17 protein-coding genes are annotated in these 15,095 nt (G+C 56.0%); 6 read left to right on the forward strand and 11 right to left on the reverse strand.

What is annotated here, in order from left to right; all coding sequences use genetic code 11:
* Nucleotides 1-12: 12 nt before the first annotated feature.
* Nucleotides 13-708: a monofunctional biosynthetic peptidoglycan transglycosylase gene (gene mtgA / locus JQR86_RS04665; RefSeq protein WP_434154416.1), complete on the reverse strand. Its 696-nt coding sequence runs from the start codon at nt 706-708 to the stop codon at nt 13-15.
* A 67-nt stretch (nt 709-775) separates the two neighbouring features.
* Between mtgA and JQR86_RS04670 the strand changes: the two genes are divergently transcribed.
* The 4 genes from JQR86_RS04670 to trmB all read left to right on the forward strand — a co-directional run bounded on the left by JQR86_RS04670 (nt 776) and on the right by trmB (nt 3,022).
* Nucleotides 776-1,147: a DUF423 domain-containing protein gene (locus JQR86_RS04670; protein WP_074824961.1), complete on the forward strand. Its 372-nt coding sequence runs from the start codon at nt 776-778 to the stop codon at nt 1,145-1,147.
* A 76-nt stretch (nt 1,148-1,223) separates the two neighbouring features.
* Nucleotides 1,224-1,424 (forward strand): sulfur carrier protein ThiS, encoded by a 201-nt coding sequence (gene thiS, locus JQR86_RS04675; protein WP_010795414.1) that lies wholly within the window; start codon nt 1,224-1,226, stop codon nt 1,422-1,424.
* 18 nt (nt 1,425-1,442) lie between these two features.
* The gene (locus tag JQR86_RS04680) at nt 1,443-2,237 is read left to right on the forward strand and encodes a thiazole synthase (RefSeq protein ID WP_074824958.1); all 795 of its coding nucleotides are present in this window, start codon (nt 1,443-1,445) and stop codon (nt 2,235-2,237) included.
* Between the two features lie 113 nt (nt 2,238-2,350).
* Nucleotides 2,351-3,022: a tRNA (guanosine(46)-N7)-methyltransferase TrmB gene (gene trmB / locus JQR86_RS04685; RefSeq protein WP_219653295.1), complete on the forward strand. Its 672-nt coding sequence runs from the start codon at nt 2,351-2,353 to the stop codon at nt 3,020-3,022.
* A gap of 42 nt (nt 3,023-3,064) precedes the next feature.
* Here the strand turns inward: trmB and JQR86_RS04690 are convergent, their stop codons facing one another.
* The 9 genes from JQR86_RS04690 to JQR86_RS04730 form a co-directional block, all read right to left on the reverse strand.
* Nucleotides 3,065-3,388 (reverse strand): DUF3392 family protein, encoded by a 324-nt coding sequence (locus tag JQR86_RS04690; protein WP_010795411.1) that lies wholly within the window; start codon nt 3,386-3,388, stop codon nt 3,065-3,067.
* A 13-nt stretch (nt 3,389-3,401) separates the two neighbouring features.
* Nucleotides 3,402-4,559, reverse strand: a complete 1,158-nt coding sequence (hemW, locus tag JQR86_RS04695) for a radical SAM family heme chaperone HemW (RefSeq protein ID WP_434154418.1) — start codon at nt 4,557-4,559, stop codon at nt 3,402-3,404.
* Nucleotides 4,556-5,149, reverse strand: a complete 594-nt coding sequence (gene rdgB, locus JQR86_RS04700) for an RdgB/HAM1 family non-canonical purine NTP pyrophosphatase (RefSeq protein WP_074824946.1) — start codon at nt 5,147-5,149, stop codon at nt 4,556-4,558. Before rdgB ends, hemW begins: the two co-directional genes overlap by 4 nt.
* Before the next feature lie 130 nt (nt 5,150-5,279).
* The gene (gene metW / locus JQR86_RS04705) at nt 5,280-5,879 is read right to left on the reverse strand and encodes a methionine biosynthesis protein MetW (protein WP_010795408.1); all 600 of its coding nucleotides are present in this window, start codon (nt 5,877-5,879) and stop codon (nt 5,280-5,282) included.
* A 10-nt stretch (nt 5,880-5,889) separates the two neighbouring features.
* Entirely contained in the window at nt 5,890-7,029 is a 1,140-nt protein-coding gene (gene metX, locus JQR86_RS04710) for a homoserine O-succinyltransferase MetX (RefSeq protein ID WP_407362187.1), read from the reverse strand.
* Between the two features lie 106 nt (nt 7,030-7,135).
* Nucleotides 7,136-9,091 carry a dynamin family protein gene (locus JQR86_RS04715; protein ID WP_407362186.1) on the reverse strand — a complete coding sequence of 652 codons (1,956 nt, stop codon included), beginning with the start codon at nt 9,089-9,091 and terminating at the stop codon, nt 7,136-7,138.
* A 158-nt stretch (nt 9,092-9,249) separates the two neighbouring features.
* Nucleotides 9,250-9,882, reverse strand: coding sequence for a YggT family protein (locus JQR86_RS04720; RefSeq protein WP_010795405.1), 633 nt, complete (start codon nt 9,880-9,882; stop codon nt 9,250-9,252).
* A gap of 9 nt (nt 9,883-9,891) precedes the next feature.
* Complete coding sequence (gene proC / locus JQR86_RS04725) at nt 9,892-10,710, reverse strand: pyrroline-5-carboxylate reductase (protein WP_019364342.1); 819 nt, start codon at nt 10,708-10,710, stop codon at nt 9,892-9,894.
* A gap of 11 nt (nt 10,711-10,721) precedes the next feature.
* Complete coding sequence (locus JQR86_RS04730) at nt 10,722-11,426, reverse strand: YggS family pyridoxal phosphate-dependent enzyme (protein ID WP_407362185.1); 705 nt, start codon at nt 11,424-11,426, stop codon at nt 10,722-10,724.
* A 73-nt stretch (nt 11,427-11,499) separates the two neighbouring features.
* Between JQR86_RS04730 and JQR86_RS04735 the strand changes: the two genes are divergently transcribed.
* A complete protein-coding gene (locus JQR86_RS04735) occupies nt 11,500-12,534 on the forward strand; it encodes a type IV pilus twitching motility protein PilT (protein ID WP_010795402.1) in 1,035 nt (344 codons plus the stop codon).
* Entirely contained in the window at nt 12,534-13,673 is a 1,140-nt protein-coding gene (locus JQR86_RS04740; RefSeq protein ID WP_010795401.1) for a PilT/PilU family type 4a pilus ATPase, read from the forward strand. The genes JQR86_RS04735 and JQR86_RS04740 overlap by 1 nt, the downstream gene beginning before the upstream one ends.
* A 3-nt stretch (nt 13,674-13,676) precedes the next feature.
* On the opposite strand, the gene JQR86_RS04745 is transcribed toward JQR86_RS04740, so the two are convergent.
* On the reverse strand, nt 13,677-15,095 hold the full coding sequence (locus JQR86_RS04745; protein ID WP_407362184.1) for a UdgX family uracil-DNA binding protein: 1,419 nt from the start codon (nt 15,093-15,095) through the stop codon (nt 13,677-13,679).

Here is a 15,095-nt window from a genome sequence, read left to right on the forward strand (position 1 = left end):
CCAGGGCCTTTTTTATTTCATGTGCAACAGGTAGTCACTACCGCCCAACTGCCGGACCTGCTGCCGTATCCAGTTGGCACGACGGCTGACGTAAGCGCTAGGATGACTTGGACTCCATTCCCTAGGGTTGGGCAGAATGGCAGCCAGCAGGCTGGCCTGTCGATCCGACAAGTACGGTGCGCCAATACCGAAATGGTGCTGCGCAGCGGCTTCAGCGCCGAAGACGCCAGAATCCCATTCAACGCTGTTGAGATAAACCTCTAGAATGCGTTGCTTGGGCCAAAGGGTTTCAATCAGCACGGTAAACCAGGCTTCCAGGCCTTTACGTACCCAGCTACGGCCCGTCCAGAGAAATAGATTCTTGGCAACCTGCTGACTGATCGTGCTAGCTCCACGTACGGAACCACCGGCTTCGTTATGGCTGAAGGCCTGACGAATGGCGTCCATGTCGAAGCCCCAGTGCTCACTAAAGTGTTGATCCTCTCCTGCCACCACCGACATCTTCAGGTTGTCCGGTAGTTCACGCCATGGCCGCCATTCCCGATGCAGATCGATGGGCTTGCCATCGATCCAGGATTCTATCTTTCGTTCGACCATGACCATCGAGCCGGGTGGGGGCACCCAGCGAAAGAGCAACACGAGCAGTACGCTCGCAGCCATGAAGATGAGTGTGTAGCGAAATAGACGGCGTAGAAGAGAGCGCACCATGCGACTTGGTCTTTAGTTATGAGCGGTCCATTATAACGATCGCTTCGATTCTGTCTGGGAGTTATCCATGCTTCGTACGTTTCTCATGCTGGCCGCCGTGTTTGGCTTTACTGGCGTCGGCCTTGGTGCATTCGCCGCCCATGGTTTAAAAGGGCGACTGTCGCCGGAGCACCTGGCTGTATTTCAGACCGGCGTGTTATATCAGCTCATACATGCCCTGGCATTGCTGGGCGTTGCCCTGCTGGCGACGCATCTGCAGGGACGTTTGGTCAGCTTGGCCGGCGCCTTCTTCGCCATAGGGATTATTCTGTTCTCTGGCAGCCTTTATGTTCTGACATTGTCCGGTATCAGCAAGCTGGGCATCGTCACGCCTTTTGGCGGGCTCGCCTTCCTGGCAGGGTGGGTTTGTCTTGGATTGGTGGCTTGGCGTCTGGCCTAGATGACGATACAACGTTGGTCATCGTGGCAGAAGGGGCTAGAATGCAGCCCTTCATACATTTCAGACCGCTTCTGCCATGCGCATTCAATTGAACGGCGAATCTTTCGAACTTCCTGATGGTGCCACCGTGGCGGACTTGCTCGTCCGGCTTGAACTGACCGGGAAACGGGTGGCCGTGGAGCGAAACCTCGATATCGTACCCCGCAGCCAGCACGCCGATACCACGCTTGTGGACGGCGATCAGCTGGAAGTGGTTCATGCTATTGGTGGCGGCTAGACCGCCGGAGAATCTGCCATGAACAGCAATCGTCAAGATACACCGCTTACCCTGGCCGGACGCACTTACCAGTCGCGTCTGCTGGTGGGCACCGGTAAATACAAGGACCTGGAAGAAACCCGTCTGGCCATCGAGGCGTCGGGGGCCGAAATCGTGACCGTTGCGGTTCGCCGGACCAATATCGGTCAGAATCCCGGTGAGCCTAATCTGTTGGACGTTATTCCACCGGATCGCTATACCATTCTGCCCAATACGGCTGGCTGCTATGACGCTGTTGAAGCTGTGCGTACCTGCCGTCTGGCGCGCGAGCTTCTTGATGGGCACTCACTGGTCAAGCTTGAGGTACTGGCGGATCAGAAAACGTTGTTCCCAAACGTCATCGAAACCTTGAAGGCCGCCGAAACCTTGGTAAAGGATGGGTTCGATGTCATGGTGTATACCAGTGATGACCCTATCATTGCCCGTCAGTTGGCGGAGATTGGCTGTATTGCGGTTATGCCGCTGGCCGGTCTGATCGGTTCCGGTCTGGGTATCTGCAATCCGTACAACCTGCGCATCATTCTGGAAGAGGCCAAGGTGCCGGTTCTGGTCGATGCCGGTGTAGGTACTGCTTCGGATGCCACCATTGCAATGGAGCTGGGATGTGATGCCGTCCTGATGAACACCGCCATTGCCCACGCCAAGGATCCTGTCCTGATGGGCGAAGCCATGAAGCACGCCATCCTGGCAGGGCGCATGGCTTATCTGGCAGGTCGGATGCCACGCAAGCTATATGCCTCCGCCTCGTCACCTCTGGAAGGTCTGATCAGCTGATCTCGACGTTTCATTCCACCTTAACCTTAACGACCCGGCCTCCAGGCCGGGTCGTGCTGTCTTTGTGAATAGCCATGAGCGATCAGGAATTCGATAACGCACCCGCACGCCCAATGCGTACCATCAAAAGTTTTGTCATGCGTGCGGGACGTATGACGGAAGGTCAAAAAAAGGGGCTTGACCAAGGCTGGCCCCGCTTCGGTCTCGACCTGGATGCGGGGCTACAGGATTTCGACGCTGTGTTTGGTCGCCAAGCGCCTCGTACCTTTGAAATCGGCTTTGGTATGGGACACTCTCTACTGGAAATGGCAGCCGCAGCGCCGGAGCAGGACTTCATTGGTGTTGAGGTCCACCGTCCTGGGGTCGGCGCGTTGCTGAATGGTCTTCTGACCCAGCAATTGTCCAATGTGCGTGTCTATAGCTGCGATGCCTTGGAAGTGCTTCGCCAGTGCGTGGCTGATGCAAGCCTGGATCGGGTCCTACTGTTTTTCCCGGACCCATGGCACAAGGCCCGCCACCATAAGCGTCGTATCGTTCAGCCTGAGTTTGCCGAGCTGATTCGTAGCAAGCTCAAGGTTGGTGGGGTGCTGCATATGGCAACCGACTGGGAGCCATATGCGGAATACATGCTGGAAGTCATGAGTGTCGCGCCGGGGTATCGGAATCAGGCTTCAGATGAGCGCTATGTTCCGCGTCCCGAAGAGCGACCCATCACCAAGTTCGAGCGTAGAGGTGAGCGACTTGGGCACGGTGTCTGGGATCTGAAGTTCGAGCGTACCGAATAATAAAAAAGGCCTGACAGATGTCAGGCCTTTTTTCTGCGTATCTCAGCGTCGCTCGGCTAGAACACCCAGCAGACAAGCACCGACCAGCAAGGCGGGTGCCAGGCTGTAATTGTTGAACTGTCCTAAGCCTTTCACAACCCAGGGGGTCAGGTGGGTAGTTGCTGCGCCGTAAAGACTTACTGAAGCCGAAGCCAGAACCGGAACCCGTACAAAGGTAGGCAAATTGCCCAGGCGCTGCTTCATCCAGTTGTTGATTTCAGTGCCGAACATTACCAGCAGGGTTGAAATCAGAGCCAGGGCGATCTCGGCCAGATGACCGCGGCACCAGCGAGAAGCCTCTGCAATAAGGCTAAGTAGGTAGTCCAAGCGTCATGTCTCCTTAGTCAGACAGAAAATGCTGCAGCACATCATTCAAAAAAAGCTGCCCTCGGGACGTAGGGGCCAACCTGGTCGAATCCTTCTCAAGCAGACCTTTGCCGCGTAGCGCTTCCAGTGCCCCAGATAGGCTTTCCAAGGGCTGACCAGTTCGCTGTGTATACTGCTCACTTGAAACGCCCTCTACCAGGCGCAGGGCATTCATCATGAATTCAAAGGGTAGCTCTGCTGGCGTCAGTACACGCTCACCGGCCTGGAAATGCTTGGCAGAATCCAGATAGTCCTTGGGAAGGCGCGTCTTCCAGGTGCGAATAATCTGACCATCAGGTGCGCTCAGCTTGGCGTGGGCGCCCGCGCCAATTCCAAGGAAGTCACCGAATGTCCAGTAATTCAGGTTGTGACGTGCCTGGCGTCCAGGCTGGGCATAGGCCGAGGTCTCGTATTGCCGATAACCCATTTCGGCAAGTCGAGCCTGTCCCGCTTCCTGAATATCCCAGAGGGTATCGTCTTCAGGTAGCTCAGGCGGCTGGCTCCAAAAGACGGTATTGGGCTCCATGGTGAGCTGATACCAGGAAATATGCGTAGGCGCGAGGGCAATCGCCTGTTCAAGATCTGCCATCGCATCGGCAACGCTCTGGTCTGGCAGGCCGTGCATGAGGTCCAGATTGAAGTTATCGAACCCTGCCCGACGTGCCATCTCGGCGGCTCGAACCGCTTCGTCCTGCCCGTGGATCCGGCCCAAGGCTTTTAACTTGGCGTCCTGAAAGCTCTGGATGCCAATTGAAAGCCGGTTGATGCCGAGCTGCCGGTAGGCGGCAAACTTGTCCTGTTCGAATGTCCCTGGGTTAGCCTCAAGGGTAATTTCGATATTGGAAGCAAAGGCAACGCGGCGTTCGACGCCTTCAAGCAAGCGCCCCAGCGCCCTGGCTGAAAACAGACTGGGAGTACCACCTCCAAAAAAGATGGAGGTCAGTGGTCGGCCATGCACATGGACAAGGTCCGCATCCAAGTCTGCCAGCAAGGCATCGACATATGCCTCTTCAGGTAGCTCGGGCCCTGCTGCGTGCGAGTTGAAGTCGCAATAAGGACATTTACGCACGCACCACGGAATATGGATATAGGCCGACAGGGGCGGCAGTTCAAACGAGGCTGATCGAATCAAAGTCCGAGCCGCTCACGAAGAATAGCCATGGCACGGGCACGGTGGCTGATACGGTTCTTTTCCTCAGGTGTCAGCTCTGCACTCGAGCAGTCCCGCTCGGGCACCCAGAAAAGAGGGTCATACCCAAAGCCATGCTCACCTCGGGCTTCGAAGAGGATGCGCCCTTCCCAGATCCCTTCACAAACGATAGGAAGCGGGTCATCAGCGTGGCGAACCAAGGCCAGCACACTGACAAACTGAGCGCCACGCTCGGCTTCAGGAGTGCTTTCAAGAGCCTTGAGCAGCTTTGCGTTGTTTGCGGCATCGCCGCGTCCTTCTGCATAGCGTGCCGAGTAGATACCGGGCGCGCCACCCAGGGCGTCGACAGCAAGGCCGGAGTCATCGGCCAGGGCGGGCAGGCCGGATACACGCGCTGCATTACGCGCTTTGAGAATGGCGTTTTCAATAAAGGAAAGTCCGGTCTCTTCCGGTTCGACCTGACTGAATTCACCGACGGAGCGCACCTTGACGGCATCACCCAGCATGGCTTGAAGTTCTTTGAGCTTACCGGCGTTGTGGCTGGCCAGCACCAGCTCGGACAATTGAATCATGTCGTGTCATCTCTGGTTTAAGGCGGAGACAGGCGAATGCCTGCTCGCATGATATGAAATCTGGAAAGTCGATGTACGTGATTCAGATGGCGGGTCATGACGTCATCTGAGTCAGCGTGACGAACCTGTCTTACAACGACTGGCCCGTCACGCGATAAATACCGATCTCGCCCAGGAGGTTGGGCCACAGGCGGCTACCAATGCCGTGGCGGTGCTGACGGTCAACGGCCAGCCGGTCAAGCACCTTGACCTTGAGTTCGTGGCACAGACGCTCGAAATCCTCAAACGTACAGAAGTGGATGTTCGGCGTGTTGTACCAGGTATAAGGCAAGAATTCCGATACCGGCATTCGCCCGTTACGGGCCAGATACCAGCGGCAGCGCCAGTGACCAAAATTCGGGAAGGTAATGATGCATTCTCTGCCTACGCGCAGCATTTCCTCGAGAATACGATCAGGATAATGTACCGCTTGCAGGGCCTGGCTCATGACAACAATGTCAAAGCTGTTGCTGGCAAAATTCCCCAGCCCCTTATCCAAGTCCTGCTCAAGGACGTTTACACCTCTGCGAATGCACTGCTTGATGTTTTCGTCGTTGATCTCAAGGCCATAGCCGGTGACCTGCTTGTTTGTCTGCAGATAGGCAAGCAGCTCGCCATTACCACATCCCAGGTCAAGGACCCGGCTACCGGCGGGAATCCAGTCTTTGATGATATCCAGATCGGCACGCACGTTCAGGCCCTCATACAGCAATGCGATTCATATAACTAACGAAGGCTTCCAGGTACCGGGGGATCGGTAGAAGAAAAGCGTCATGCCCTTGTGGCGCGTCGATGTCGAGATAGCTGACATTCTTTTTCGCTGCAATCAAGGCATCCACGATCTCGCGTGAGCGGGCCGGTGAGAATCGCCAGTCTGTCGTGAAGGACATGATGCAGAAATCAGCCTTTGCATCTGCAAACGTTCTGGCTAGATCACCATCGTGTGCACTGGCGGGATCAAAGTAATCCAGCGCTTTGGTCATCAGCAGGTAGGTATTGGCGTCGAAGCGGCCTGAAAACTCTTCGCCCTGATAGCGCAGGTAGCTTTCGACTTGAAATTCTACATTGTGGAAGTCGTAGTTCAACTTGTCTGTCTTGAGTTCGCGGCCAAACTTCTGCCCCATTGCGTCATCGGACAGATAGGTGATGTGACCTACCATGCGGGCCAGCATGAGTCCTCGCTTGGGTACGACGTTCTGCTCATAGAAGCGACCCCCATGAAATTCTTCATCAGTCAGAATGGCTTGGCGTGCCACTTCATTAAACGCAATGTTCTGAGCTGACAGTTTGGGCGCCGAGGCGATAGCCATGCAGTGACGTACACGATCAGGGTAGCTGATGGTCCATTGCAGGGCCTGCATGCCTCCCATGCTGCCGCCTACGACGGCCGCCCATTGTTGAATGCCTAGCGCATCAGCCAGACGTGCCTGGCTATTGACCCAGTCTTCCACGGTAATGACGGGAAAGTCGGCGCCGTAGGGCTTTCCTGTAGCAGGATTGTCGCTGCCTGGGCCTGTTGATCCGTTACAGCCGCCCAGGTTGTTCAGTGCGACGACAAAGAACCGGCGGGTATCGATGGGCTTTCCTGGACCGATACAGCTGTCCCACCAGCCCGGCTTGCGATCCTCCATGCTGTGGTAGCCCGCCGCATGGTGATGGCCGGACAGGGCATGGCAAATGAGCACGGCATTGCTACGGTTTTCGTTGAGCTCTCCATACGTCTCGATGACCAGATCGTACTCGGCCAAAGACCTGCCGCAAGCCAAGGGGAGCGGCTCGGAGAAGTGAAGGACCTGAGGCGTAACCAGGCCTACGGAATCAGGGGGTATGACGCTGGGCATTTAAGGCTCTTATACGTGAGAGGGCGCCAGTCTAAAGAGCGCCATCGCAAGCGGCAAGCATCCTGCAAGCAGGGTGCTTGCCGCATCGGATAAAGGCCCGATGTGGCTAGGCGACACTTACCCCGGGGAGAGCGACGACCTTGGCATGGCGTTGGGCCGGAGCAGGGCGGCGCAACTGTCGCAAGATATCGTTGGCCTCATCAAGCTGACCTGCCAGTGTTTCGCAGTAGGTTTGCAGACGACTCTTCTGTTGCTGGGTATCCAGCGCCTGCTGGGTCAGCGCCTTGAGCTCCAGCATATTGGATTCCAGCAACTGCTTGTGCTCGCGAGTAAACTGAATGAGAGGCAGCAGGGCAACCTCGTTCCAGCGTTTGGCTTCCCGACAGGCCTGCTCATGCACGAAGACCGCTTCCTTTACCAGCGTTGCAAAGAACCGGCGAGTCAGCACACGCTGTTCAGTAAACAGCGTTTTCATCTGACGACGGAAACGATCCGACTTCTGCTGTAGCTGGCGAAGCGCACGAATCTGCGCTTTGACACGCAAACGGGGAGCATCCAGGCGATGGCCAGGATTTTCTTCGTTGTGACGCTGGTAAATCGACTGAAGAACCTTGTTCGCACGTTCACCCTCGTAGTAAAGGGATAACATGTCGTGTTCGACGCTTTGGAAGAAGCGATGGATCGCTTCGCTGATGCCTAGTGTGGTCCAGCTTCCTGCAAGGTTATTGCGTACGTCGGTCAGGTGCCTTTCAAGGCGTGCCGGGTTCAGGGCATCGTTAAGTAGGACGGCCTGCCCCTGAAGCATCCGCTGTGTGGTGCGCAGGTTAAGTAGCCGCTTGTGATAAAGCGCATGCTCCTCACGTGTTTTTTCTATCTGCTCTGCCAGCGTCGAGCCGGTAGCGGCATTTTCCAGTAATGCATGTTGCCGCTTCATATCCTCGAAGCGTTCGCCCAGAAGCGCATGGCTGCTCGCCAGAAGTGAAATCACCTGATTGACCACTCGGCTTTGTAGCAAACGCTCTCTGTGCCCAACGATACGGTCACAGAGCAGGCGTTCGAGGGCGGCCAACTGGCTGCGCTCAATCAGCGCTGTGTCATGGCGTACCTTGGCAAGCAAGGCTTGCTTGGCAGACAAGGGCAGTACATCCGTCATGGGAATGCCCAGATGACGAGCGCTGACCTCACGAATGCGCTGGATGGACTGATCGACGGATTCGTCACCATTCAGGTCGCCCCAGAGGGTATCGATCTTGTTGAGTACCGCGAACAGCGAGCCTTCCGCGTCGTCACTGGTTGGCTTGATGTGATGCTCCCACAGCTGAAGGTCGGAGGCTGTAACCCCCGTATCGGCCGCGAGCAGAAACAGTACGGCCTGAGCGGCTGGAAGCATCGAAAGTGTCAGTTCAGGCTCACTGCCAAGCGCGTTGAGGCCTGGCGTATCGAGTATGCGCAGGCCCTGACGCAGCAAGGGATGATCGAAGTTGATGATCGCATGGCGCCAGGTCGGGATTTCGACCATCCCGTCCTTGCTGGGCTTGTCCAGCTGCTCGGCATCGAATCCAAGGGATATGGCCTGCTCAACCGGCACTAGGCGCGTTTCGGCGACCTTTCCGAGCGCAGCTGCCATGAGGTCCGGCTGTTCGTAATCCAGTGCAATCTGTTGCCAACGGGCCGTATCGCTTCTCAGATCTGCAATACTGAGGTCATCTAGCCGTGATTCGATAGGTAGAAGCCGAATATACGGGGCTTCTGCCTTGATATCATAGAAGAGCTCGGTAGGGCACATGGTTGTTCTGCCAGCCTGGGACGGCAGCATGCGCTGCCCGTAGTCGGCGAAGAACAAGGCATTGATCAGTTCGGTTTTTCCACGGGAAAACTCACCAGCGAAAGCTAGCGTAATGTGATCGTCGCGCAGGATCTGAACACAGCGTGCCAGGGTTTCATCAAGGCTTTGCGAATTGAGGCGATTACGAACAAGCCAGCCGCTGTAGCGATTGATCTGCTGTATGAGTTCAAGCTTCCAAGTCGCGTAGGCATCGACTTGCTGAGACAGACGCTCCATACCCCATCCCTGTCATCATCATGAGCGTAATAAAGGGCGGTACGGTGCCGTAAGGCGGGTCTTGCGTCAATCAAGACCCGACGGGATTCTCTAGGCGGTCACGCAAAGTGTGTGAATGGTTAACGATAAAGGCCCCACCGAACAGATGGGGCCATCGCTTACAGGAACGGTGCGAGGACCGACGGCATACCTGACATCATGGCCAGGTTGTTGATGACCAGCATGTCGATCAATTTGATCGCAATGAACGCGAAAATGGGCGAGATATCCAGCCCGCCCAGGTTGGGCAGAAGGCGGCGGAAAGGCGCCAGAACAGGTTCGCAGATCTGGTTTACAAGCTGGGCACTGGGGTTGTAACTGCCTGGCGCGACCCAGGAGAGAATCACGCTGATGATCATGGCGAAGAAAAAGACCTTGAGAAACAGGGACGCCACGGCAATCAACGACCAGATGAACAGATGGGCAATTGCTCCGCCGACGCCATATTGCATGGTGATCAGGGTGAGGCCGTTTATGCCTTCAACGTTGGTCAGGAGGAGCAGCAGAACCATGAGAACCAGCTGTACCAGTACCGCAAGCGCCAGCGATGCCAGATCGATGCCGCCAAAGCCTGGAATGACTCTGCGTAGCGGGCGCAGCAAGGGTTGTGTGGCTTTGACGATGAATTGACTCAGGGGATTATAAAAATCTGCCTTCACGAGTTGTAGAATGAAGCGCAGCAAAACAATGAGCAGATAAAGACTGCCAAGCGTTTGCAGAATAAGAATCAGGGCGGTATTCAATCCGTACATGACTACTCCTTATTTACCGAGCTCTTCCGCCAGCTCGGCCGAGCGGCGTGCAGCCGCTGAAAGTGCTTGTTGAACGAGGGCTTCGAAGCCGCCCTCCTGAAAGGTCTTGATGGCCTGTTCGGTAGTGCCTCCAGGTGAAGTGACGCGGCGGCGCAGTTCGGCCGGTGATGCCTCGCTGTTCAAGGCCATCTGGGCAGCGCCAAGGGCTGTCTGCAGGGTCAGCCGTGCTGATGTCTCCCTGTCCAGGCCAAGTGCTTCACCGGCCTGGGTCATGGCTTCCATCATCAGGAAGAAATACGCTGGGCCGCTGCCTGATACTGCCGTTACGGCATCCAGTTGCTTTTCGTCTTCTACCCAGACGGTAAGGCCTACGGCAGACAGTAACTGCTCAGCCTGGTCGCGCTGGGTTGATGACACATGCTCGTTGGCATACAGGCCGCTGGCACCCTGGCGAAGCAGTGCCGGGGTGTTGGGCATGCAGCGCACCAGGGCACGCTCGCCTAGCCATTGAGTCAGGCTGGCACAGGTGATTCCAGCTGCAACAGAAACGATCAGCTGAGTGCCGGTAAGTGCGCTGGAGAGCTCCTCACAGACGCTTTTCATGACCTGTGGTTTGACCGACAGGACAATTACATCAGCCTGTTGGGCAGCCTCAAGGTTAGACGTGAATGTCTGAATCCCATGGTCAGACTCAAGCGCTGAGCGTTGTGCAGCGTCAGGATTGCTTGCAGTAATGCAGCTGGCCGGCAGTCCCTGTGCGAGAAGACCTCCAATCAGACTGGCCGCCATATTTCCGGCGCCGATAAAGGCGATGCGGGTATCGCTCATAGGTAAATTCCTTAATGAGAAGCAGGCGAAGGGATTGCGCTGTAATGTCTGGCACCAAACAGTGCTGTACCGATTCGAACCCAGGTCGCGCCCTCGGCAATCGCTGCTTCCAAGTCGTGGCTCATGCCCATGGACAGGGTATCAAGATTCAGGTTCAGCGCCTCGCTGAGTTTTCGTAGGGATGAAAAGGCAGCATGCTGCGCCTCAGGTTCCGTAGCGGCTTCTGGTATAGCCATCAGCCCACGTAAGACGAGGTTGGGCAGCTGAGCAACGGCACGGGCCAGCTCAGGCAGTTCTTCTGGCAAACATCCTGACTTGCTGGCCTCACCACTGATATTGACCTGTAGGCAAATATTGAGCGGGAGCATGTCCTCTGGGCGTTGCTCGGAAAGCCGCTGGGCGATTTTCAGGCGATCAACGGAATGCACCCAATCGAAATGGCTAGCGATCGAGCGTGTCTTATTGGATTGAATCGGGCCGATGAAATGCCAGGTCAAGGGCAGATCTTTCAGCATCTCCTGCTTCTGGATCGCTTCTTGCAGGTAGTTCTCGCCAAAATGTTGTAACCCGCAGTTGTACGCTTCGCGTAGATCCGATGCCGGTTTGGTCTTGCTGACGGCAAGTAGACCAACGGTCTCAGGGTCACGACTACAAGCCTGCGCTGCGGCTTGGATACGGGTGCGTACTGTTGCGATATTTTCAGCTATCGTTGACATTCAATCTCGTTCTCTAAATACCGCTGCTGATAAGGCGGCATTCTACCTGCTTGTTTGTATTAAGGGAGTCTTCATGGATATCACGGAACTGCTGGCGTTTTGTGCCAGACAGGGTGCATCCGATCTACACCTTTCCTCCGGTTTGCCACCCATGATCCGTGTCGACGGCGATGTTCGACGCATCAACCTGCCCGCTTTCAACGATAAGCAGGTGCATGCGCTCATCTACGACATCATGAATGACAAGCAGCGCAAGGATTATGAAGAATTCCTTGAAACCGACTTTTCGTTCGAGGTGCCAGGCATTGCACGCTTTCGTGTCAATGCCTTCAATCAGAACCGTGGACCGGGTGCCGTATTCCGTACTATTCCCTCTAAAGTGCTTTCGATGGAAGAGCTGGGAATGGGCGATGTGTTTCGCAAGATAACCGATGTTCCTCGTGGTCTAGTGTTGGTCACCGGTCCTACAGGCTCCGGCAAGTCAACGACGCTGGCGGCCATGCTGGATTACCTGAATAACACCAAGTATCACCATATCCTGACTATCGAAGACCCGATCGAATTCGTTCACGAGTCCAAGAAATGCCTGGTCAACCAGCGGGAAGTGCACCGCGATACTCTAGGCTTCTCGGAGGCATTGCGCTCTGCGCTGCGTGAGGACCCGGATATCATTCTGGTCGGTGAGCTGCGTGACCTTGAAACGATCCGGCTGGCGCTGACCGCTGCGGAAACCGGACACTTGGTATTTGGTACGCTGCACACCACATCGGCCGCCAAAACGATCGACCGTATCGTGGACGTTTTCCCGGCCGAAGAGAAATCCATGGTTCGCTCGATGTTGTCCGAGTCGCTGCAGGCCGTTATCTCTCAGACCCTCGTCAAGAAGGTCGGCGGGGGCCGTGTGGCTGCCCATGAAATCATGATTGGGACGCCTGCGATCCGCAACCTCATTCGTGAAGACAAAGTGGCGCAGATGTACTCTGCCATCCAGACAGGTGGTGGTCTTGGAATGCAAACGCTGGATATGTGCCTGAAAAACCTGCTGGCGAAGGGGTTGATCAGTCGCGACAGCGCTCGTGAGAAAGCCAAGATTCCGGAGAACTTCTGATGGAATTCGAAAAGCTGCTGCGGCTGATGGTCGAAAAGGGCGGCTCCGATCTATTCATTACAACCGGTGTTCCACCGTCCATGAAGGTGAACGGTCGTGTTCTGCCGGTAACCAAGGAGCCGCTTTCGCCTGATCAGGCTCGGGAAGTAGTCCTTGGCGTCATGAATGAACAGCAGAGAGCGGAGTTCGCCGAAAAGCATGAATGCAATTTTGCGATCAGCTCCAGAGGGGTGGGGCGTTTTCGGGTAAGTGCGTTCTATCAGCGTAACCTGGTGGGCATGGTGCTTCGGCGTATCGAGGTAAACATCCCTACGCTTGATCAGTTGCGTCTGCCCGAGGCGTTGAAAAAACTGTCCATGACCAAGCGTGGCCTGGTGCTGTTCGTCGGGGCAACCGGCACGGGCAAATCCACGTCGCTAGCTGCCATGATTGGTCACCGCAACAAGAACTCCACTGGCCATATCATCTCGATCGAAGACCCTATCGAATACATTCACCAGCACCAGAACTGCATTGTGACGCAGCGGGAAGTGGGCCTGGATACGGAGTCTTTTGAGGTCGCGCTGAAGAACACGCTTCGTCAGGCACCTGATGTCATCATGATCGGCGAGGTACGTACTCGGGAAACCATGGAGTATGCGGTGGCATTCGCCGAGACCGGCCACCTGTGTTTGGCAACGTTACACGCTAACAATGCGAACCAGGCGTTGGAGCGGATCATCCACTTTTTCCCGGCTGATCGGCATCAGCAGATATGGATGGACCTTTCGCTCAACCTTAAGGCCATTGTGGCTCAACAGCTGGTTCCCACGGTTGATGGTAAGGGCCGTAGGGCGGTTATCGAAGTGTTGATCAACACGCCGTTGGCGGCAGACCTGATTCGGAAGGGAGAGGTGCATGAGCTCAAGCCGCTCATGAAGCGCTCGACGGAATTGGGCATGCAAACGTTCGATCAGGCCTTGTACCAGTTGTATCGCGACGGTGAGATCAGCTACGAAGATGCGTTGGCGCATGCGGACTCTGCCAATGATCTGCGCTTGATGATCAAGCTGGGCTCCGAAACCGATGCGGATCATTTGACGAACATTACTCAAGGACTCTCCCTGGATATGGGCGAGGACAGCAAGCGTTTCCGATAACCTTTAAGGCTCAAGTAGCTGCCTGGCCTGTACCAGGGCTGCGGTAAGCGCTGCTTGGGCCTGTCTCTGCCTGGCTTCCTCGGGTACGCGCAGAACATAGGATGGGTGATACGTGACGATCAGCCACCGCCCCTGCCACTGTGTAACACGACCCATATACTCACTCAATGAGCCTGGTTTTCTGTGCATCAGGGACTCCAGTGCGGTAGCCCCTAATGCAACAATGACGTCCGGCTTGATGGTATCCAGCTCGTTCTCCAGCCAATGGCGGCACGGGGCGATCTCAACGGTAGGGGTAACGTGTTTGCGTCGACGTCCCTGTGGCGTCCACTTGAAATGCTTGACGGCATTGGTCAGATAGAGCGATTCCCGCTGCAGGCCTGCCTCTCGAATAGCTCGATCAAGCACCTGCCCAGCCGGCCCCATGAAAGGGCGGCCTTGCAGATCTTCCTGATCGCCAGGCTGCTCGCCTATCAGGAAAAGCCTCGCATTGAGAGGCCCCTCGCCTGGAACGGCTTGAGTGGCGCGCTGCCAGAGCGGGCAGCGACGGCAGGTTTCCAGGGTGCTTGGTTGTTCGCGTACCGGTAATACCTCAGCAGCTGATACGGGTACCGTTTTTCCTGTCTGTTCGCTTACGCTTTTCGCTTGGGCCGTTCGCTGCGTACCGGTGCGCGCCTCGCTAAGCAGTGTGGGGATCAACGGTCCCTCCGGCAGGTCTTTCCAGAATCGCCTGGGCATATGTCCCGTCATGACCTTGGGGTTGGCGCGGGCGGGATTGAATGTGCTTGCGTAATAAGCCATCCAGAGGCGCTCGCCATCATCACGTTGCTGTTTAGCAAGCGCTTCCAGTCCTGTGGGGCAGGGGGCCTCGAGCGTTAATGTCTTTCCATCCCATAATGCGGCTGCCTCCGGTGTGGCGATCAGCCAGGAGGTATTCCCCATCCGGTTGCAGAAATGTGGAGCGGCCAGCGCCAACACATCATGAGCCGGTTCATGCCAGGCAACGTAATGGGGGTTACCCGCATGCTCGCCCCGCTGTTTAAAGCGTAGGAAAGCATGTAAATGATGAATTTCTCGTCTGACTGCCTTGGCCCAACGGTGCAATTCGCTACCATCCTCGTCACCAGCCAGCATCGCTGCTTGATCACCCCGTACGACTCGCCACAGGACACGGTATAGCAGTGCCCAACGCTGGGGATGTCGATAACAGGCTGCCAAGTTCAATAAGTCTGCAAGCTGCTTGGGTACTCGGGTAGTTGATGAGGCCGTTTCCAATGGCTGTGCATCTGCAGTAGCAAACAAATCATTTGATAGAGGCTCGGTTTGCCAACTGATTTCATGGGGCGCTACGTCCTGCTCTAGCAACTGTCTGGCTACGCGCCGCCAACCTGCAAACGAGCCGTCAAAGGAAACAGTGCGCAT

It is taken from the genome of Pseudomonas sp. JZ134 (assembly GCF_051027695.1).
Lineage (GTDB): Bacteria > Pseudomonadota > Gammaproteobacteria > Pseudomonadales > Pseudomonadaceae > Chryseomonas > Chryseomonas luteola.